17 protein-coding genes and 1 pseudogene are annotated in these 18,223 nt (G+C 61.4%); 10 read left to right on the top strand and 8 right to left on the bottom strand.

All coding sequences use genetic code 11. The features are described from left to right. Positions 1-26: 26 nt before the first annotated feature. The 3 genes from ACEXP3_RS13755 to ACEXP3_RS13745 all read left to right on the top strand — a co-directional run bounded on the left by ACEXP3_RS13755 (position 27) and on the right by ACEXP3_RS13745 (position 2,209). Entirely contained in the window at positions 27-362 is a 336-nt protein-coding gene (locus ACEXP3_RS13755; protein WP_210104741.1) for a hypothetical protein, read from the top strand. Between the two features lie 237 nt (positions 363-599). Further along, a complete protein-coding gene (locus ACEXP3_RS13750) occupies positions 600-1,172 on the top strand; it encodes a hypothetical protein (RefSeq protein WP_377297811.1) in 573 nt (190 codons plus the stop codon). A 191-nt stretch (positions 1,173-1,363) separates the two neighbouring features. Next, a complete protein-coding gene (locus tag ACEXP3_RS13745; RefSeq protein ID WP_377297810.1) occupies positions 1,364-2,209 on the top strand; it encodes an aldo/keto reductase in 846 nt (281 codons plus the stop codon). A 112-nt stretch (positions 2,210-2,321) separates the two neighbouring features. Here ACEXP3_RS13745 and ilvN read toward each other — a convergent pair whose 3' ends face one another. Further along, a complete protein-coding gene (ilvN, locus tag ACEXP3_RS13740; protein ID WP_377297808.1) occupies positions 2,322-2,894 on the bottom strand; it encodes an acetolactate synthase small subunit in 573 nt (190 codons plus the stop codon). A gap of 33 nt (positions 2,895-2,927) precedes the next feature. Beyond that, positions 2,928-4,709 (bottom strand): acetolactate synthase 3 large subunit, encoded by a 1,782-nt coding sequence (locus ACEXP3_RS13735; RefSeq protein ID WP_377297806.1) that lies wholly within the window; start codon positions 4,707-4,709, stop codon positions 2,928-2,930. A 395-nt stretch (positions 4,710-5,104) separates the two neighbouring features. On the opposite strand from ACEXP3_RS13735, the pseudogene ACEXP3_RS13730 reads away from it, so the two are divergent. Beyond that, positions 5,105-6,909, top strand: a pseudogene (locus ACEXP3_RS13730) (ATP-binding protein); the annotation flags it as partial. A gap of 134 nt (positions 6,910-7,043) precedes the next feature. Here the strand turns inward: ACEXP3_RS13730 and miaA are convergent. Beyond that, positions 7,044-7,946, bottom strand: a complete 903-nt coding sequence (gene miaA, locus ACEXP3_RS13725) for a tRNA (adenosine(37)-N6)-dimethylallyltransferase MiaA (RefSeq protein ID WP_377297993.1) — start codon at positions 7,944-7,946, stop codon at positions 7,044-7,046. On the opposite strand from miaA, the gene serB reads away from it, so the two are divergent. Both serB and ACEXP3_RS13715 read left to right on the top strand, forming a co-directional pair. Beyond that, positions 7,945-8,835, top strand: coding sequence for a phosphoserine phosphatase SerB (serB, locus tag ACEXP3_RS13720; RefSeq protein ID WP_377297804.1), 891 nt, complete (start codon positions 7,945-7,947; stop codon positions 8,833-8,835). The genes miaA and serB overlap by 2 nt on opposite strands. Positions 8,836-8,852: 17 nt before the next feature. After that, positions 8,853-9,407: a GNAT family N-acetyltransferase gene (locus tag ACEXP3_RS13715; protein ID WP_377297992.1), complete on the top strand. Its 555-nt coding sequence runs from the start codon at positions 8,853-8,855 to the stop codon at positions 9,405-9,407. Between the two features lie 30 nt (positions 9,408-9,437). Here the strand turns inward: ACEXP3_RS13715 and ACEXP3_RS13710 are convergent, their stop codons facing one another. From ACEXP3_RS13710 to ACEXP3_RS13695, 4 genes are all read right to left on the bottom strand, one after another. Then, positions 9,438-10,973: a DegQ family serine endoprotease gene (locus tag ACEXP3_RS13710; RefSeq protein WP_377297802.1), complete on the bottom strand. Its 1,536-nt coding sequence runs from the start codon at positions 10,971-10,973 to the stop codon at positions 9,438-9,440. A 192-nt stretch (positions 10,974-11,165) separates the two neighbouring features. Further along, the gene (gene hflC, locus ACEXP3_RS13705; protein ID WP_377297800.1) at positions 11,166-12,146 is read right to left on the bottom strand and encodes a protease modulator HflC; all 981 of its coding nucleotides are present in this window, start codon (positions 12,144-12,146) and stop codon (positions 11,166-11,168) included. Continuing rightward, positions 12,143-13,255 (bottom strand): FtsH protease activity modulator HflK, encoded by a 1,113-nt coding sequence (gene hflK / locus ACEXP3_RS13700; protein WP_377297798.1) that lies wholly within the window; start codon positions 13,253-13,255, stop codon positions 12,143-12,145. The genes hflC and hflK overlap by 4 nt, the downstream gene beginning before the upstream one ends. Before the next feature lie 146 nt (positions 13,256-13,401). Beyond that, entirely contained in the window at positions 13,402-13,938 is a 537-nt protein-coding gene (locus ACEXP3_RS13695) for a dihydrofolate reductase (protein WP_377297796.1), read from the bottom strand. A gap of 808 nt (positions 13,939-14,746) precedes the next feature. Here ACEXP3_RS13695 and ACEXP3_RS13690 point away from each other — a divergent pair. Then, complete coding sequence (locus ACEXP3_RS13690) at positions 14,747-15,454, top strand: SOS response-associated peptidase (RefSeq protein ID WP_377297794.1); 708 nt, start codon at positions 14,747-14,749, stop codon at positions 15,452-15,454. 13 nt (positions 15,455-15,467) lie between these two features. Here ACEXP3_RS13690 and ACEXP3_RS13685 read toward each other — a convergent pair whose 3' ends face one another. Beyond that, entirely contained in the window at positions 15,468-15,893 is a 426-nt protein-coding gene (locus ACEXP3_RS13685; RefSeq protein ID WP_377297792.1) for a hypothetical protein, read from the bottom strand. Between the two features lie 243 nt (positions 15,894-16,136). Here ACEXP3_RS13685 and ACEXP3_RS13680 point away from each other — a divergent pair, with 243 nt between their 5' ends. The 3 genes from ACEXP3_RS13680 (at position 16,137) to ACEXP3_RS13670 (ending at position 18,067) form a co-directional block, all read left to right on the top strand. Then, entirely contained in the window at positions 16,137-17,030 is an 894-nt protein-coding gene (locus ACEXP3_RS13680) for a tyrosine-type recombinase/integrase (RefSeq protein ID WP_377297791.1), read from the top strand. Positions 17,031-17,213: 183 nt separating this feature from the next. After that, positions 17,214-17,570, top strand: coding sequence for a hypothetical protein (locus tag ACEXP3_RS13675; RefSeq protein ID WP_377297789.1), 357 nt, complete (start codon positions 17,214-17,216; stop codon positions 17,568-17,570). Beyond that, positions 17,567-18,067, top strand: a complete 501-nt coding sequence (locus ACEXP3_RS13670) for a hypothetical protein (RefSeq protein ID WP_377297787.1) — start codon at positions 17,567-17,569, stop codon at positions 18,065-18,067. The genes ACEXP3_RS13675 and ACEXP3_RS13670 overlap by 4 nt, the downstream gene beginning before the upstream one ends. The last annotated feature ends 156 nt before the right edge of the window (positions 18,068-18,223 follow it).

Raw genomic sequence — 18,223 nt, 5'->3', positions numbered from 1 at the left:
CACCATTTCCCCCAAAGGACACTCCGATGCCGACGATCACTTTCAATCTCGCCAATATCTCCGACAGCCAGAACCAGGTCTGGACCGGCGCGCAGCAGACCAATGGACAGGTCGTTGCCCAGCTGATGGTGCCGCTTGCGGGCGGTGCCGCGATCTCGTTCCCGTGGGACATCCCCAGCATGACGGTGATTTTCCCGCTCACCCTCTCCGTCCCAGGCACCAACATCCTTCACCAGACGACGCTGATGTATAACGGCAGCAACTGGGTACTCACCGATGAGGTGGCGGGGCTGACCCTGATGGGGCTGCTGCTGTCGAACGGGAACTACATCATTCTCCTGGAAGCCGCGCAGCTGGCCTGACGCAGTTCCAAGCCTTCCTGCGGCGCTTCTTGCCACCTCTATGGCGGCAGCATCCGCGACAGCCGCGGGCGACGCGCGCAAGCCTTTCCTGCAATCCGGTGCAATCCGCATCGCGAGCACTGGGCACTGGGCACTGATCACTCACCATCAACAAGCACGGAGATTCCGCCGGCAGACGGAATTCCCATGACTTCACTCCTCCCCGTCCAACCTTCATTCAACGAAGAAAGAATCGTCATGATCAACGACCTCACGGATTTGCGGACGCTCGGCCGCTACCTTGCCTTGAAATTTTTCCAGCGGTTTTCGATGCCGGTCTTTGCGACCGCCATCATCGCGTCATTGGGTGCCATGACACCCTATCCTGCAGCGGCTGAATATATCTATCGCGGCCTTCTGACGGACAATCAGGGTGCACTGGATCTTCGCACGGCGCGCATGGCATTTAACCCGACGCTATCGTTCAACAAGACCCTTCAGGCAATCTTCAACGCACCCCAGCAGTTCAAGTGCGCACTTCGCATGGACACACAAGGTCCGATTCCGAATTTAGGAGACACATCGCTCCTGGCCGGTTTCGCCAACTTCCAGGCGACCTATGACGCTCATCCGCCGGCCATTCCCGTAGGTCATGTCAGCGTTGAGCCGGCGCCGGGCATCGTCATGCCGAACCCTGCCCAGGAATTTTCCAATGAGCTGCGGAATGAGGCGCTGCAGCATCCGGCCTTGTTCAATGACCGTCACATCGTTGGGGTGCCCGGCCGCGAAGATGACGAAGACTGCCGCGATCGGCCAAAATCATTCAACTGATCCGAACCCACAGCGCCGCCATCGCCCCTTGCCAGCCGGAGGGGGCGACCGGCGCTGCAGCACACCGGACCGACTAGTTTCGATGGATGTGGTTGACCGGCCTCCTCAAGTGCCTATCTGCTGATGGCGTACTGTGCCAATGTCAGGCGCTATGCCGTCGGGAACAAAGAGAGCCGCCACAGGAGATTGCCATGCACGCCGAAATGCCGACCGTCACCCTGAAAGGCGGCGCCACCGTGCCGGCGCTTGGCATCGGCACATGGATGATGGGCGAGGACCGACGCAAGCGCGCATCCGAGATCAAAAGCCTGCAGACCGCAATCGACCGCGGCATGACACTCATCGATACGGCGGAAATGTATGGCGACGGCGCCTCCGAAGAGCTTGTCGGCGAGGCGATCGCCGGGCGCCGTGAGGAGGTATTTCTCGTCAGCAAGGTCTATCCGCACCATGCCAGCCGTGAGGGCGTGATCGAGGCCTGCACCCGCAGCCTTAAGCGGCTCGCAACCGACAGGCTCGACCTTTACCTCCTTCATTGGCGGGGCCAGCATCCGCTGGCAGACACCGTCGCCGGCCTTCAGGCCTTGCAGGCGGATGGTCGCATCGGCGCCTGGGGCGTCTCCAATTTCGACGTGGACGACATGGAGGAACTGATGGCGGTGCCGGGCGGACAAGACTGCGCGGCAAACCAGGTGCTCTACAACCTCTCCCGGCGCGGCATCGAATACGATCTCCTGCCCTGGTGCCAGGAGCGCGGCGTGGCCGTGATGGCCTATTCCCCCATCGAACAGGGCCGCCTGCTCACGCATCCCGAGCTGATCCGGATTGCCAAGGCCTATCAGGCGACACCGGCGCAGGTGGCGCTCGCCTTCGTGCTGGAGCGCGAGCAGATGATCGCCATTCCGAAAACCGGCACGCCGTCCCGTGTCGAGGAAAATCTCAGCGCCATCGATCTCGATATCAGCGACGAGGATTGGGCCGTGCTGGACCGCGCCTTTGCGCCGCCTGCAAAAAAGCAGCCGCTCGACATGCTCTGACGGCTTGAATCACCGTCTGAAGTTCCGGACTCTCCTTGCCCGGAAACCCGCGTAACGCCTTGAATCTAAAAGGTCTCCGATAGAAAATCGGAGACCTGTTCTTCAACGGAAATCACATGCCCTGCGGGCCGCGGTTCATCGCGGCAATGCCGGTGCGGCACACCTCGATGAGGCCGAGCGGCTTCATGATCGCCACGAACTGGTCGATCTTGGAAGACTTTCCGGTGATCTCGAAGATGAAATGCGACACCGTCGCATCGACCACCTTGGCGTGGAAGGCATCGGCCAGACGCAGCGTCTCGGCACGGTCCTCGCCGGTGCCGGCGATCTTGACCAGCGCCACTTCCCGCTCGATCGGGCGCTCCTGACCCAGCTGGCCGGCGCGTACCGTCAAGTCCACAACACGGTGGACGGGTACGATACGCTCCAGCTGCGCCTTGATCTGCTCCAGCACGCCGGGCGTACCATTGGTGACGATGGTGATGCGCGACAGATGCGCCTCATGCTCCGTCTCCGACACCGTCAGGCTTTCGATATTGTAGCCGCGGCCTGAGAACAGGCCGATGACGCGGGCCAAGACGCCCGGCTCGTTGGTGACGAGCACGGACAGCGTGTGGCGCTCCTGAAGCGAGGTCTCCGGCGCGATGAAGTAAGCCGAGCCGGTGGGTTGTAGGTGTGCGTTCATGGATGTGATCCTTCTTGTCCCTCTGGCGGCTGATCAGACGAGCTGACGGCCCTTGGCATCGATGGCGGTGGCGACGGCTTCGTCCGTCGCCTCGTCCGGCAGCAACATTTCGTTATGGGCCTTACCCGAGGGGATCATCGGGAAGCAGTTGGCGAGATTGGCAACGCGGCAATCGAAGATCACCGGGCCGTCCACGGCGATCATCTGGGCAATCTTATCGTCCAGTTCCTTCGGATCGTCGCAATAGATGCCGGTGGCGCCATAGGCTTCGGCCAGCTTGACGAAGTCAGGCATGGCTTCCGTATAGGAATTGGACAGACGGTTGCCGTGCAGCAGCTGCTGCCACTGGCGCACCATGCCCATGTACTGGTTGTTCAGGATGAAGATCTTGACCGGCAGGTTATGCTGGATGGCGCAGGACATTTCCTGGATGCACATCTGGATGGAGGCATCGCCGGCGATGTCGATGACCAATGCTTCCGGATGCGCCACCTGCGCGCCGATCGCCGCCGGCAGGCCGTAGCCCATCGTGCCGAGACCGCCCGAGGTCAGCCAGTGGTTGGGTGCCTCGAAGCCGAAGAACTGCGCTGCCCACATCTGGTGCTGGCCGACTTCCGTGGTGATGTAAGTATCGCGCCCCTTCGACGCCTCGTAGAGACGCTGGATGGCATATTGCGGCATGATGACATCGCTGGAATTGGTGTAGGCGAAGGAATTGCGGGCCCGCCAAGCCTTGATGCTGGCACGCCATTCGGCCGTCTGCTCCGGCGCCGGCTTCGTCGGCAGCGCCCGCCACAGACGAACCATGTTTTCCAGAACGCGGCCGACATCGCCGACGATCGGGATATCGACGCGGACGTTCTTGTTGATCGAGGACGGGTCGATGTCGATATGGACCTTGCGCGAATTCGGCGAGAACGCGTTGAGGCGGCCCGTGATGCGGTCGTCGAAGCGTGCGCCGATGCAGACCATGACGTCGCAATCATGCATGGCCATATTGGCCTCGTAGGAGCCGTGCATGCCGAGCATGCCGAGCCAATGTTCACCTGACGCCGGATAGGCGCCGAGCCCCATCAGCGTCGAGGTGATCGGGAAGCCCGACAGCTCGACCAGTTCGCGCAGCAGGCGCGACGCTTCCGGACCGGAATTGATGACGCCACCGCCGGTATAAAGAACCGGGCGACGGGCGGATGCCATCAGTTCGACGGCGGCGCGAACGGCATTGAGGTCGGCATCGACATGCGGCCGATAGCTCTTCTGCGGCACATGGTTCGTCTTCGGCGTATAGGTGCCGGTGGCAAACTGCACGTCCTTCGGAATATCGACGACAACCGGGCCGGGACGGCCGGTCTGGGCGATGCGGAAGGCTTCATGAATGGTAGCTGCCAGTTCGTTGACGTCCTTGACCAGCCAGTTGTGCTTGGTGCAGGGGCGCGTGATGCCGACGGTGTCGCATTCCTGGAAGGCGTCGGAGCCGATCAGCGTGGTCGGAACCTGGCCGGTGAGGCAGACGAGCGGAATGCTGTCCATCAGGGCATCCTGCAGCGGCGTCACCGCATTGGTGGCACCCGGACCGGAGGTGACGAGCATGACGCCGACCTTGCCGGTGGCACGGGCATAACCTTCGGCGGCATGGCCGGCGCCCTGTTCGTGACGCACGAGGATGTGCTTGATCTCGTCCTGCTGGAAGATTTCGTCATAGATCGGCAGAACGGCGCCGCCCGGATAGCCGAACAGATGCTCCACGCCGTTATCCTTCAGGGCTTTCAGAACGATTTCCGCCCCTGTCATCCGATTGTCTGCTGTACCCGTCATGTCCTGGTCCGTTATCTCTTGTGTGTGAAACGAGGCCTTGGGGCCTGATTGAAGGCATAAAAAAAGGCCCCCTGGAGGAGCCTTCGGTAGCGCATGGGTGGCTATCGCCGGATGGTTACACCATCCTGCCCATGCGCCTTCCCACCACGATAAGTGCGTTCGATACGATCATGGGCTGAACTGTTAGCCATAAAATTGCCGCCCGTCAACGCAGATGCGCAAGAAAACATCGGCCTTGACCGGCATCCGCTCGCAAAACCGGCAGGAAACGGGATGGCGGCGCAACCTCCTGTTAAAGCCCCGGCCCCTATCCTGCGCCCGGGAAGGGCCGGACTGCCGCCTCGCGGCCTCCACCTTTCTCCTTCGCCACGATATGCCCAGGAAGGCTCGCATCCTTGCGCCATGACGATCACCAGAGCCCGCAGGGCGTCAGCCACGCAGACCGCCGTGACGGCCTGACGCCCGGAAACCGGTTTCTCGGACGGGTGGTTGCCTGCACGGGCGCCCATGCCACCATTGCCGCCATGGAGGATGCCGGTTCGACGGAGCTCACCGAGCTCTGGTCGGTCGGGCGCCTGATCTCTATCAGCGTCGGACGCAACCGCGTGGTGGCACTCACCTATTCGATGGCAACGGGTGCCGGCGGATGGGGCGAAAACCGCCGCAACGAATTCCGTGTCGAGGTGGAGCTTCTGGGCGAAGTGCGCGTGGATGATGATGGCGCGGAGCGCTTTTCCACCGGCATTTCCCGCTACCCGCATCTTGGCGCCATTGCCCACCGCATTCGCGCCAATGATCTGAAGCGCATTTATGATGCCGGAGAGGCTGGCAGCTGCGTGATCGGCACGCTGACGCAGGACGAGGCCATCGACGCCACAATCCATATTCCCTCGATGCTGTCCAAGCACTTTGCCATCGTCGGCTCGACCGGCGTCGGCAAGTCGACCGCCGTCTCGCTTCTCCTCCACAAGGCAATCGAGGCAGACCCGAAGCTTCGGGTGCTGATCCTTGATCCGCACAACGAATTTGCCGCCGCCTTCCCCGACAAGGCCGTGGTCATCGACACCGATACGCTGGACCTGCCTTTCTGGCTGATGCGGCTTGAAGAGTTTGCCGAAGTGGTGTTTCGCGGCCGCCCGCCGGTGCCGGAAGAGCTGGATGTCCTGCGTGATCTCATCCCGGAAGCCAAGCGCGCCTTTCGCGGCAGCCAGACGGGCTCTGCAAGGCGCGCCATCGACAAGGGCACGCTCACCTGCGACACGCCGGTGCCCTACCGCATGGCCGATCTGCTGGCTCTGATCGACGAGCGGATGGGCCGGCTCGACGGGCGCGGGGAAAAGCCGGCGCTGCGGGCCCTCAAGGTGCGCCTTCTGTCGGCCATCGGCGATCCGCGCTATCGCTTTCTCTTTTCCACCAACACGATCAACGACACCATCCTCAAGACCATCGCGCATGTGTTCCGCATTCCGGGCGATGGCCGGCCGATTTCCACCTTCCAACTGGCCGGCATTCCCGCCGAAGTGGTGAATTCGGTTGCCTCCATCCTTTGCCGCATGGCGTTCGAACTGGCGCTCTGGGGGATGGCGGCATTCATATGCTGGTGGTGTGCGAGGAAGCCCATCGCTATGTGCCCGCCGACCGCGAACTGGGTTTCCTGCCGACGCGCCAGGCCATTGCCCGCATTGCCAAGGAGGGCCGCAAATACGGCGTCTCGCTCGGCATCATCACGCAGCGCCCCGGCGAACTCGACCAGACAATCCTGTCGCAGTGTTCCACCGTCTTTGCCATGCGGCTGGCCAATGAACGGGACCAGGAGATCATCCGCTCGGCGCTTCCCGATTCGGCCACGTCAACGACAAGCTTTCTCTCGGCCATCGGCAATGGCGAGGCGATTGCCTTCGGCGAGGCGATCAGCGTGCCGATGCGGATGAAATTTGCCCGGGTGCCCGACCACATCCTGCCGCAGGCCCGCGCGACGGCCGACAGCCACAGCGACAGGACACCCGATACCGTGGACCTTCGCGGCGTCATTGCCCGCATGCGCGCAACAGAATCCGCAACGGATATCGCAGACTTCCAGTCCAGCGTTCTGCAGCGGGAGGAAGAAGACCGCCGGCAGGATAAAGCCGCAGGCTTTGCCCGCATGCCGGAGGGTTCACCGGACCGCCCGCTCGAACCTTATCATCCGGACATGCTGCCCGGTGCTCGCCCTTCAGCCTCCGCCGCTGATACCCGCCTCGTTCGCCGTGGCCTGCCGGGCTATTACAGCAACGACTGACCCCGCCGCGACGACCGGGACGGAAACAGCCGGTCCTCGCGCGGATCGAGGCGGCCTTACGCCAGAGGGTCGAACCTTAGCCAGCTGTCGTCCATCTGGTTGCGAAACCAGGTCATCTGGCGCTTGGCATATTGGCGCGTGAGCGCCGAGCCGCGCTCGATGACCTGTTCGCGGGTCATGGTGCCGGCGATGAGCCCCGCGATCTCGGCCACGCCGATCGCCTTCAGAACCGGCGCATCGACCGGCGGCTGAAGAGCCAGAAGCGCGCGGACTTCATCGACGGCGCCGGTTTCCAGCATGATCTCGAAACGCTGGTTGATGCGCCGGTGCAATGCGCTTCGATCCGGCAGAACAACGATCTTTTCGGCGCGACCGGGATCGATGATGACGGGACCCTTGCGCTCCTGAAAGACCGCAATCGACTGGCCTGTTGCGGTCACCACCTCCAGGGCGCGCACGATGCGCTGACCATCGCTGGCGGAAAGCCGCGCGGCCATGGCCGGATCGGACCGCTGAAGCTCGCCATGCAACAGCTCCGGCCCCTCCTCCACGAGACGCGCACGCAGGCGGTCGCGGATCTCGCCCGGAATGTCCGGCATGTCGGAAAGGCCGCCGGTCAGCGCCTTGAAATAAAGCCCGGTGCCGCCGACGAACACCGGCAGGCGCCCGTCCTTACGCAAGGTGACAAGGAGTGTAGACACATCGCGCAGCCATTCGCCGGTGGAATAGGCGGCGGTTGCCGGCACATGGCCGTAGAGCAGATGCGGCAGGTCCGCCGTTTCCGCAGCAGACGGGCGTGCGGTCAGCACCTGCAGGGTATCGTAGACCTGCATGCTGTCGGCATTGATCACCACCCCGCCATGCCGTGTCGCCAGATCAAGCGCCAGGGCCGACTTGCCGCCCGCCGTCGGCCCGGTTATCAGGATAGCCTCGCAATTGTCCCGAAGGTTTTTCATCATGGCTCTCGTTGCCACGCTCATCGCCCATCCGTCAAATCCCGTTCTCGACGGAGTGCTGGGAGAAAGGGCTGCCGAAGCCGTCAACGCCGCCGGCCTCTACTGGCTGGCGGATGGAATTGCCTGCGATGTCGCGCTGCGCAACGAGGCGGAAGCCCGCGACAGCGAGGCGCGCCTTCGCGCCGCCATCGGCACGCTGCCGGTCGATGTGGTCGTGCAGGATGTCGAAACACGCCGCAAGAAACTGCTGATCGCCGACATGGATTCCACCATGATCGGCCAGGAATGCATCGACGAACTGGCCGATGTCGTGGGCCTGAAGGAGAAGGTTTCGGCGATCACCGCGCGCGCCATGAACGGCGAGATCGCCTTCGAACCGGCCCTTCGCGAACGGGTCGCCCTGTTGAAGGGTCTGCCGATCGGCGTGGTGGACGAGGTGATCGAAAAGCGCATCACGCTCACCTCCGGCGGCCCGGCACTGATTGCCACCATGCGCGCCAAGGGATTTTACACCGCGCTCGTCTCCGGCGGCTTCACCGTCTTCACCAGCCGCATTGCAAAGACGCTGGGCTTTGATGAGAACCGCGCCAATATTCTCATCGAGAAGGACGGCGTGCTGACCGGCGAAGTGGCCGAGCCGATTCTCGGCAAGCAGGCCAAGGTGGATGCTCTTCAGGATATCTGCACGACGCTTCAGATCTCGACGGCTGAGGCGATGGCCGTCGGCGACGGCGCAAACGATCTCGGCATGATCGGCCTTGCAGGCTCCGGCGTTGCCCTCCACGCCAAGCCGGCGGTGGCAGCAGAGGCAAAGATCCGCATCGACCATTCGGATCTTTCCGCCCTCCTCTACATCCAGGGCTACCGCAAACACGAATTCGTCACACCATGACCGACGCGCAGGAGACCATCGTCATTCTGGAGACGCCGCGGCTTCGCTTGCGCAACTGGCTGGAGGCTGACCGCGACCTGTTTCGCGAGATCAATTCAGACCCCAAGGTAATGGAATTCTTTCCTTTTCGCCGCAGCCACGCGGAAGCGGATCTGCTGTTTGACCGCGTCAATGCCATGATCCGGGAGGACGGACTGGGCTTTTACGCCGTGGAACTGAAGGAAACCGGCGAGGCCATGGGCTTTTGCGGCCTGGCGCCGGCCAACATGGCCGGCATCTTCCCGATCGAAACCATCGAGATCGGCTGGCGGCTTGCCACGCGCTTCTGGGGCAATGGCTACATCACCGAGGCGGCAAGGGCCCTCCTTGATTACGGGCTGAACATCAGGGGGCTCGAGACCATCATTTCCTTTGCGGTTGCCGACAATCACCGCTCGACGGCCGTCATGCGGCGTATCGGCATGACGCCTTGCCCTGAGCTCGACTTCGACAGCCCGCGCGTGCCCGACACCTACCCGCATCTGAAGCGACATGTCACCTATGCGGTCACAAAGGAGACGGCAGGGCGCTGATCCCTGCCGTTGCTGTCATTCAGCCGCCACTCACTCCAGCGGCAGCGCCACGAAGCGCAGTTCGCCACTGGCACCGGCCACCATCATATGGGCATTGCGCCGCCCCTCGCCCTTCAACTCCTCGATGCGAGACGTGACATCGCCGGGCGTGGCGACAAAATCCTGGCCGACTTCGACAATCACCTCGCCGGCCTTCAGTCCCTTTTCGGCAGCCACCGAGCCGGCGGCGACATCGGTGATGACGACGCCTTCGACACTGTCGGCAATGCCGAAATTCTTGTGGCGCACCTCGTCCAGCATGGTGAGCGTCATGCCGAGCACTTCGGCCGGATCCTCAGGCCGTGCCTGGTCCTGGGTTTCGCCGCCCTTGCCTTGTGCAACAGCCGGCTTGTCATCGTCGGCATCCGCTTCGGGGCTGTCTTCCAGCCGCCCGAGCGTCACCTTCACCGTCTGCTCCTTGCCGTCGCGCAGAACCTGCACGTCGACTTCCTTGCCGACAGGACTTTCGGCGACCGCCAGCGGCAGGTCGCGCATTTCCTTCACCGGCTTGCCGTCGAAGGTCAGGATCACGTCGCCCGCCTTCAGCACGCCCTTGTCGACCGGGCCATCCTTGATGACGCCGGAAATCAGTGCGCCGCGCGCCGTATCCAGGCCAAGGCTTTCCGCGATATCGTCGGTCACCGGCTGGATGCGCACGCCAAGCCAGCCGCGGCGGGTTTCGCCGAAGTCGATCAACTGCTGCACGATGTTCTGGGCAAGCTCCGTCGGCACGGCAAAGCCGATGCCGATCGAACCGCCGCTCGGCGAGATAATGGCCGTGTTGATGCCGATCACCTCGCCCTTCATGTTGAACAGCGGCCCGCCGGAATTGCCCTTGTTGATCGCCGCGTCCGTCTGGATGAAGTTGTCGTAGGGCCCGGCATTGATGTTGCGGCCGCGCGCCGAAATGATGCCGACGGTGACCGACCCGCCGAGCCCGAAGGGATTGCCGATCGCCATGACCCAGTCGCCGATGCGCATCGTCTTGGAATCGCCGAAGCGGACGAATTTGAGTGGCGCCTTCGGCTCCACCTTCAGAACCGACAGGTCAGTCTTGGTGTCGGTGCCGACAAGCCGTGCCTTGAGCTTGCTGCCGTTCGGGAAAATCACCTCGATATCATCGGCGCCCTCGATGACGTGGTTGTTGGTCACCACATAGCCCGAGGCATCGATGACGAAGCCGGAGCCCAGCGAATTGACCTTGCGGTTGCCGTCCTTCTTGTCCTTGCCGTCGAAGAAATCGTTGAAGAATTCCTGGAAAGGCGAGCCTTCCGGAATGACCGGCTGCGGGCCGGCACCTGCACCGTCTCCCTTGACGCTCTGCGAGGTGGATATGTTGACCACCGCATCGAGGAGACCTTCGGCAAGATCCGCCACCGACGCAGGACCGCCCTGCGCCTTGGCGGAAGGCCCCGCCGCGATCGTTGCCTGCGCCATGGCCGGCGCAGCGAAAGAGGGTCCGATGAGCGTCAGCGCCATCACGGCCGCCAGGGATTGTCGCAGCGACGATCGAAGGGAGTTCACCATCAGGCATCCTTGAGGGTTTAAAGGGTGGCACTTCGCCAAAACCATACGGCGGAAAGAGGGCGGTGGGAATTGCCTTTTACGTGAGACTTCCCGCAGAGGTGGATGCAATCGATTGCTCCACGGAAAAGGGGCGGCCGCAGCCACCCCTTATCAACGTCAGGGACGTAGCGGCCCGATACCGGGCCTGCCACCTCAATTGGCCGGTGCCGCAGGCGTGGCGGGTGTGGCCGGAGCACCTGCAGCCGGGGCTGCGGGAACCGCCGGACCTGCGGTCGGCCCGGGTCCACCCGCCTGCGCGCTGCTCTGGTTGAAATAGCGGAAGAACTGCGTGTTGGGGCTCAGCACCATGGTCGTGCTCTTGTCGCCAAGGGCAGACACATAGGCCCGCATCGAGCGATAGAACTCGAAGAAGCCCGGATCGCGCGAGAAGGCTTCAGCAAAGATGCGGTTGCGTTCGGCATCGCCTTCACCGCGCAGGATTTCCGAATCGCGTTCCGCTTCCGACACCAGTTCGACGACCTGACGATCGGCGATGGCGCGGCGACGCTGGCCCTGCTCGTTACCCCGGGCACGGATCAGTTCGGCTTCGGCGAGACGCTCAGCCTTCATGCGCTGATAGGTCTGCTGCGACACTTCCCGCGTCAGGTCGGTGCGGCGGATGCGCACGTCGCTGACATTGAGACCGAGCGATTCGGCTGCATTCTGCAGGTCGGCACGCACTTCCTGCATCATCGACGAGCGCTCGTCGGAAAGAGCCGAGGAGAAGTTCCTCAGACCATAGACCCGGCGAAGGGCTGCATCGAGACGGGTGCGCAGGCGCGATTCGGCCGATTCGCGATCCCCCGAGACGGTTTCGCGGAAACGGCGGGCATCGGTGATCTTGTAGACCACGAAGGCGTCCACTTCGTAGAAGGCACCGCCGCGCACCTGCACGCGGATATTGTCGAGGTCGAAGCGCAACGCCCGGTCCTCGATATACTGGACGCGGTCGGCATCCATGAAGGCGAGCGGCAGCTTGAAGTAGATGCCGGGCTGCGTCTTTACGTCCTGGATCTGGCCGAAGCGCACGACAATCGCCTGCTGGCGCTCGTTGACGACGAAGACCGAGGAATAGACGAGAAACAGGATGACGCCGAGGCCGATGATGAAGATTGGGAGACGGTTCGAACTCATGGGTTGCCTCCCTGGGCCGGCGTGGCGGCATTGTTCTGGCGCATCAGTTCGGTCAGCGGCAGATAGGGCACGACACCCTGCTTTTCCTCCACGATGATCTTGTTGGCGTTCTTCAGAACGTTCTCCATCGTTTCCAGGAAGATGCGCTCGCGCGTCACTTCCGGGGCGTTCACATACTGGTTGTAGATCGAGATGAAGCGCTGCGCCTCACCGGTCGCCTCGTTGACGACGCGATCCTTGTAGGCGGAGGCTTCTTCGCGCACCTGGGCTGCCTGACCGCGTGCCTGACCAAGCTTCTGGTTGGCATACTGGTTGGCTTCCTCGACGAAACGGTCCTCATCCTGCTCGGCGCGCTGCACTTCTTCGAACGCATCGGCCACTTCGCGCGGCGGTGCGGCATCCTCGATCGGAACCGCGTTGATGGCGATGCCGGAGCCGTAGGTATCCATGGTGCCCTGGATGATGTCGCGCACCTGGGTGGAGATTTCCTCGCGGTTATCGCGGAAAATATCCTGGGCGGGACGACGGCCGACCACTTCGCGCATGGCGCTTTCGGCCACCTGCTGAAGCGTTGCCGCCGGGCTTTCAAGATTGAACAGATAGGCGCGCGGATCGTTGACGGTAAAGAGCACCGAGAACTGCACGTTGACGATGTTCTGATCGCCCGACAGCATCAGGCCTTCGGTGGAATTGGCAAGGCCGCGTCCCCCGATATTCTGCTGCTGCTCGGTGACCTTGACGATCTCGACGGTTTCGACCGGCCAGAAATGGAAATGCAGGCCGGGACCGGAGATTTCTTCCTTCGGCTTGCCGAAGCGCAGTTCAACGCCGCGCTCGTCCGGCTGCACCGTATAGATCGACTGGATGCCGACAAAGGCGAGAATGATCAGAAAAACGATCAGAAAGGCGCCGCCGTTGAAGCCGCCGGGGATGAGGCCACGCAGGCGATCCTGGCTGCGGCGGATGATGTCCTCCAGATCCGGCGGGCCGCCATTTCCGCCACCGCCATTGCCGCCGCGCGGTCGGTTCGGACCTTGACCCCAGGGCCCTTGATTATTGCCGCCGCCGCCCCCCCAGGGACCGCCGCCATTCTGATTGCTCCAGGGCATCAAAACCTCTTTGTTCGTGTCACTCCCGCCCCGCTTGAAAACCGCGTCAAAAATGCGGCAGTCGGGTTATGACCCGTTATAGGGATGCGATGGGTCGCTTTCAACGCACGGCGGGCTCACATCCGGGTGTTAGGTAACGAAATGTTTCAGTTTGCCGCAGTTCGACGATGATAGATGGCAAATCGGGTGGGGAAACTGTCCTTCTCGCCGGCCGGCACGACGGTTTCCTCCACCTTGTCGAAAGACTGCGGGTCGATCACTGGAAAGAAGGTGTCGCCGTCTGCGATCACCGTTTCGACATGGGTGATATAGAGGCGGTCGGCCTGGTCAATCGCCTGCGCATAGATTTCGCCACCGCCGATCACGCCGATTTCTTCGGCACCGCTTGCCGCAGCGATCGCTCTTGCCTTCTGAAGCCCCGCATCCAGGGAGGTGACCACATCGGCGCCATCGACGATGAACGACGGATTGCGTGTCACCACCACATGCGGGCGCCCCGGCAGGGGCTTTCCGCCGAAACTTTCCAGCGTCTTGCGCCCCAGCACCATCGGCTTGCCGAGCGTCATCGCCTTGAAGCGCTTGAGATCCGTCGACAGTTTCCACGGCATGTCGCCATCGCGCCCGATGACATTGTTTTGAGAGACCGCTGCAAAGATCGCGACCGGGATTTTCCGTTCCGTCATGATGACACCTGAAGTTTGATCCGGGCGCCGCCATCCGTGTTCGGCGCGGTGACAGGAGGGGTTTTGCCGGTGGAAAAGATCTTGCGTTACGCGGGCAAACGCCGCTGCTACGGCACGAAGCGCGGACGTCGCGCGCTTCAAATTCAGCCTGAGATATGGCGACCCCTGCAGGAATGCGACTAATCCCATTTTCCACAGGAAAATCAACAAAAATAGCGTGAGGTGTGGGGATTTTTGCGTCAGTTGAATTCGTTATGCAATTTTTGTCCGCCCCCTCACCACACATAAGATTGTCTGCCATAGCCAGTGCGAAACAGCATTAGCAACTTGACGGCCGATGGCAAGGCTGGCAACTCGGATGCAGCTCGATTGCGGCGGGCTAATCCACCCTCAGACCGAATGCGGCCGGTCTCCGAAAGGAGTACCCATGCCCAAGGCCTATGACCTTCCAGGCGGTCGCCGCTTCGTGCCGATCGAGTGGCAGAACCCTACCCTGAATACCATCCCACGCCACAACATGGCTGTCATCGAGTGTCTTGCGTGCGGGGCGATAGTGGACTTCGAGCGCGATGGTATCCCTGAAACCCTCCACCACAGTTCGATCAGGGATATAGAAGGAAGGATGAAGTGCAAGACATGCGCAGCAAAGCAGGCGCGTCTCATGTTTGGCTACCTGGTCCGCAGTCCGGTTGGAACTTAGGAAAGTGTTATTGCCAAACATCCGGCAATCGTCAGTATGGCAAGCATCCGCATGCCCCCATATCGTTTGCCATATCAGCACATAGTTCATAACGGAGAAGCGGCAGGAATGTGCAATCTCTATAATGTCTCAACCAATCAGGACGCTATTCGGGCCTTGACGAAGGCGCTGGACCGGATTGGGAACCTGCCGCCGTCTCTCGATCTCTACCCGGATTATCTGGCTCCGATCGTCAGGAACAATAATGGCGCGCGCGAGCTGGCCATGGTGCGTTGGGGCATGCCCTCTTCTCAAAAGGCACTCTTCAGTGCCGCGGCGGTGCGCGCTGGAAAGCTGCGGGCCAAAGGCAAGGAGGTTGATTTCGATCACCTCCTGAAAATGGAACCAGACGGCGGCACAACGAATATCCGCAATACTGACAGCCGGCATTGGAAGCGATGGTTGGGGGTCGAAAGCCGGTGCCTCGTGCCCCTCACCCGGTTTGCAGAACCGGATCCGGCGAGCAAGGTTGACGGCAGCCGGACGCCGAATGCCTGGTTTGCCGGCGGGCCGGATCAGCCGCTGATGTTCTTCGCCGGCTTTTGGACGCCGCAATGGGAAAGTGTTCGGAAGGTCAAGGAGGGGCTGATCAAGGCAGACCTGTTCGCATTTCTGACGACAGAGCCGAACGGCGTCGTCGCGCCGATCCACCAGAAAGCCATGCCGGTGATCCTGAGAGACGCCGAAGAGATCGAAACCTGGCTCACCGCGCCATGGCAGGAAGCCAAAGCACTCCAGCGCCCTCTTCCGGACGATCAGCTGATCCTGCTAAACTAACACGGCGACACGGTCACGGCGTCCCCCGGCGCTGCGCCGCTTCCATCCGCTGCAGGATTTCCTTCACTACCTGGATGTCGGCCGCCTGCTTGTTCTGCCCGGCCTGCAGATCCTTGATCGAGGAGGTGATGGAGACGGCTGATTGTTCGGCGACGGTGACACGATAGGTGAGGTTGTCGAGCTTACGGTCAAAGTCGTTATCCCTGACTTCCCCGGCCTTCAGGCGTTCGTTGAAGCTCGCCTCGATGCCCTTCACCTCAGCCAGGCGTTCCTTGTGCAATGCCTCGTGACCGTCACGCCATGCGGCCAGATCTGCGACATCCCGGTTATTGTTGATCCAGAGCGTCAACCCGCCGACGCACATGCTCCCGAGCGTGATGAGAGAGATGGCCGTATTCAAATCCCATTCGAGTTTGGCAGCACGTTTCGGCAGTTGCATCTCATCGTCTCCGGCCATTGGCTCCACTTTCTAAGGCATTGCAAAATATGGCAGGCGGGAAATCCGCAAGCTAAAGCATAACAAAAATGGGGGATTGCGACGTCTCGCCCGGCGTTAACCCTTGCATCAACTCGCCGGCATAAAGCCTTGGAGGATTGCGATCGCGCACATAAATTGAGCGAGCCCGTCAGCTGTTGGAGCAGCCGGCGGGCTCTAACCAGCCCAACACAAGGAACGTGTCAGATGGCTTATGCAGATGTATCGAGCAATCGTTACGTCATCAACAACGATGGCAGAAATTCCCATGCCGGCCCACCGGTCACATTCGGCCAGGCGGCCCAAAGCTACCTCGCAAGCGGTGGCGAGGCGCGCTATCTTGCGCCGATCCTCACTTACTTCGAAGGGAGGCCACTGGCCTCAATCTATCCCTTCGACATCAGGGCCATGGCGGAGGCCGTCTATCCGGCTCACAGCAACGCCACCCGCAATCGCCAGGCCATCACGCCGGCTCGCGCGGTGCTGATGCATGGCTATGAACGCGGCTGGTGCCCGCTTATCCGCGTCAAGCGTTTCCGGGCCGAGCGACCCAATCGGCCGAAGCCCGCCTCGCCTGTCTGGCTGCACACATTCGCGCGCCAGGCCGACAAGGACGAGCTGCAGCACCTGTCGGCCATCGTGCTGTTCATGGCGCAGACCGGCGCCCGCATCAGCGAGGCTGTCGCCCTTTGCTGGTCAGAGGTAGACCTGACGGCACGCACCGCCCTACTCCTCAAAACCAAGACATCCACCAACTCGATGCGATACCTGACCGATGAACTCGCCGGCCGCCTGCGCGACCTCAGAGGCGCCGCCAAGGCGCAAGACAGGGTTTTCCGCTATACCAGCCGCCACAGCGTCAACGAACGCATCAGGGCGGTCTGCGAGCGCGCCGGCATCCCGCATAAACCACCGCACACCTGCGGCCGGCATACCTTTGCGACGAGAGCAATTGAGCTGGGAATGGATGTGCGCACCGCGATGGCGGCCGGCGATTGGCGCAGCTCGTCTGTCTTTCTGGAAACCTATGTCCACCCGCGCGCCAATGCCGGCCGCATCGTGGCCGATCGCTTCGCGCTGGACGCATTCTGCGAGATCTGACCACAGCGCCGGCAGTAGTCTTCCCATCGCTGCCGGCGTTAAAATGATACTCCTAATCAGTATTAGCCAAAAGAAGGCAATAATTAATCACAATAATTCTGTAAGCTTCGGTTAAGCTTGCTATTGCAATATCGTATTTGTGATGTGATGTAGGCGCCAGTTCGGGGTGGGCTGGGTTGAAAATTGCGCTACTTTCATTATCTTCGGCAGGTGCTGCGCTTAGCTTGGAACGCGCTCCTTTGGTTTCTGTTGCTATGCGGCACAATTGCCGGAATCGTGGAGATGCCAGAGGCATCGTCAGATCCGATGTTGCGCGGGGCTCATGGCTTTCTCGGCTTGGCCTTGGGCTACTTACTGTTCCTGCTGCGCGCGCACTGGCCGTTTATAGTCATAATGATGCTGCTTATTGCTGCCATCATGTACTATCACGATACAGTTGTGCGCAGGAGCCGCGCACGCTTTGAGAAACAAAAAGAAAAATTGATCGTTAAGGGAGTGAGGCGTAGACCCGCCCACAAATGGAAGCGAGGTAGAAAATGAGTTCGGCTTACGTGGTAATGCTGACGGCGACCTTCTTCGTAATCGCATATTTTTACGTGAAGATCCGCCTTGTGGCTGTGCTTGAGCCGTCACGGCTGGAACTCCTGGTGCGAGCCAAAGACCTTCTTGGTCGCGCAGACCTCATCGAAGCCGACAGGCGCCTGGTTAATTTTGCGATCAATCACTCCTACAGCACGCGTGTAGGGTGGATCTTAGCAGCGGCTGTCTTCCCTTTTTCGGTCAGAAATTTCGCAACAGGTAAAAAATCCCCTTCGTTGCCAGGCGCGCGCGCAAATGAAAAGGACATTCACGCTTTTGTTCGCCTTTTCACATTGTGCGTGGTCTGCTCAAGCCCTCTTGCTGCCGCTCTATTTGGCATCTCGCTGGTAGCCGCGTTGATAGTACGGGTTCCAGTGCAGAGCGTTCAGCGCGGCGTCGAGATAGTTCTATTCAGGCAATCGAATGATACCGGCCACAGGAAAAACTTCGCTCACTGATTGATGCTGTACGTGCCGACAGGCGGCAAACTCCGCCTGCCGGCACGTACAGATGATGATGGGGCGTGAGGTTACCAGACGTTGGCGGTGAGGGTGGCGATCGGCGGCTGCACGAGGTAGCCGGCGCCGGTTGTATTGGGGTGCAGCGTGTCAATG

Origin of the sequence: Neorhizobium fuzhouense (assembly GCF_042611105.1) — a bacterium.
Taxonomy (GTDB): Bacteria; Pseudomonadota; Alphaproteobacteria; order Rhizobiales; family Rhizobiaceae; genus Neorhizobium; species Neorhizobium galegae_A.
This window is presented reverse-complemented; position numbering and strand designations above follow the sequence as displayed.

What these genes read in the sequence shown, in the direction of transcription:
- ACEXP3_RS13755 (WP_210104741.1), top strand. Translation starts at nt 27, where the DNA reads ATGCCGACGATCACTTTCAATCTCGCCAATATCTCCGACAGCCAGAAC.
- ACEXP3_RS13750 (WP_377297811.1), top strand. Translation starts at nt 600, where the DNA reads ATGATCAACGACCTCACGGATTTGCGGACGCTCGGCCGCTACCTTGCC.
- ACEXP3_RS13745 (WP_377297810.1), top strand. Translation starts at nt 1,364, where the DNA reads ATGCACGCCGAAATGCCGACCGTCACCCTGAAAGGCGGCGCCACCGTG.
- ilvN (WP_377297808.1), bottom strand. Translation starts at nt 2,894, where the DNA reads ATGAACGCACACCTACAACCCACCGGCTCGGCTTACTTCATCGCGCCG.
- ACEXP3_RS13735 (WP_377297806.1), bottom strand. Translation starts at nt 4,709, where the DNA reads ATGACGGGTACAGCAGACAATCGGATGACAGGGGCGGAAATCGTTCTG.
- serB (WP_377297804.1), top strand. Translation starts at nt 7,945, where the DNA reads ATGGCTCTCGTTGCCACGCTCATCGCCCATCCGTCAAATCCCGTTCTC.
- miaA (WP_377297993.1), bottom strand. Translation starts at nt 7,946, where the DNA reads ATGATGAAAAACCTTCGGGACAATTGCGAGGCTATCCTGATAACCGGG.
- ACEXP3_RS13710 (WP_377297802.1), bottom strand. Translation starts at nt 10,973, where the DNA reads ATGGTGAACTCCCTTCGATCGTCGCTGCGACAATCCCTGGCGGCCGTG.
- hflC (WP_377297800.1), bottom strand. Translation starts at nt 12,146, where the DNA reads ATGAGTTCGAACCGTCTCCCAATCTTCATCATCGGCCTCGGCGTCATC.
- hflK (WP_377297798.1), bottom strand. Translation starts at nt 13,255, where the DNA reads ATGCCCTGGAGCAATCAGAATGGCGGCGGTCCCTGGGGGGGCGGCGGC.
- ACEXP3_RS13695 (WP_377297796.1), bottom strand. Translation starts at nt 13,938, where the DNA reads ATGACGGAACGGAAAATCCCGGTCGCGATCTTTGCAGCGGTCTCTCAA.
- ACEXP3_RS13690 (WP_377297794.1), top strand. Translation starts at nt 14,747, where the DNA reads ATGTGCAATCTCTATAATGTCTCAACCAATCAGGACGCTATTCGGGCC.
- ACEXP3_RS13685 (WP_377297792.1), bottom strand. Translation starts at nt 15,893, where the DNA reads ATGCAACTGCCGAAACGTGCTGCCAAACTCGAATGGGATTTGAATACG.
- ACEXP3_RS13680 (WP_377297791.1), top strand. Translation starts at nt 16,137, where the DNA reads ATGGCTTATGCAGATGTATCGAGCAATCGTTACGTCATCAACAACGAT.
- ACEXP3_RS13670 (WP_377297787.1), top strand. Translation starts at nt 17,567, where the DNA reads ATGAGTTCGGCTTACGTGGTAATGCTGACGGCGACCTTCTTCGTAATC.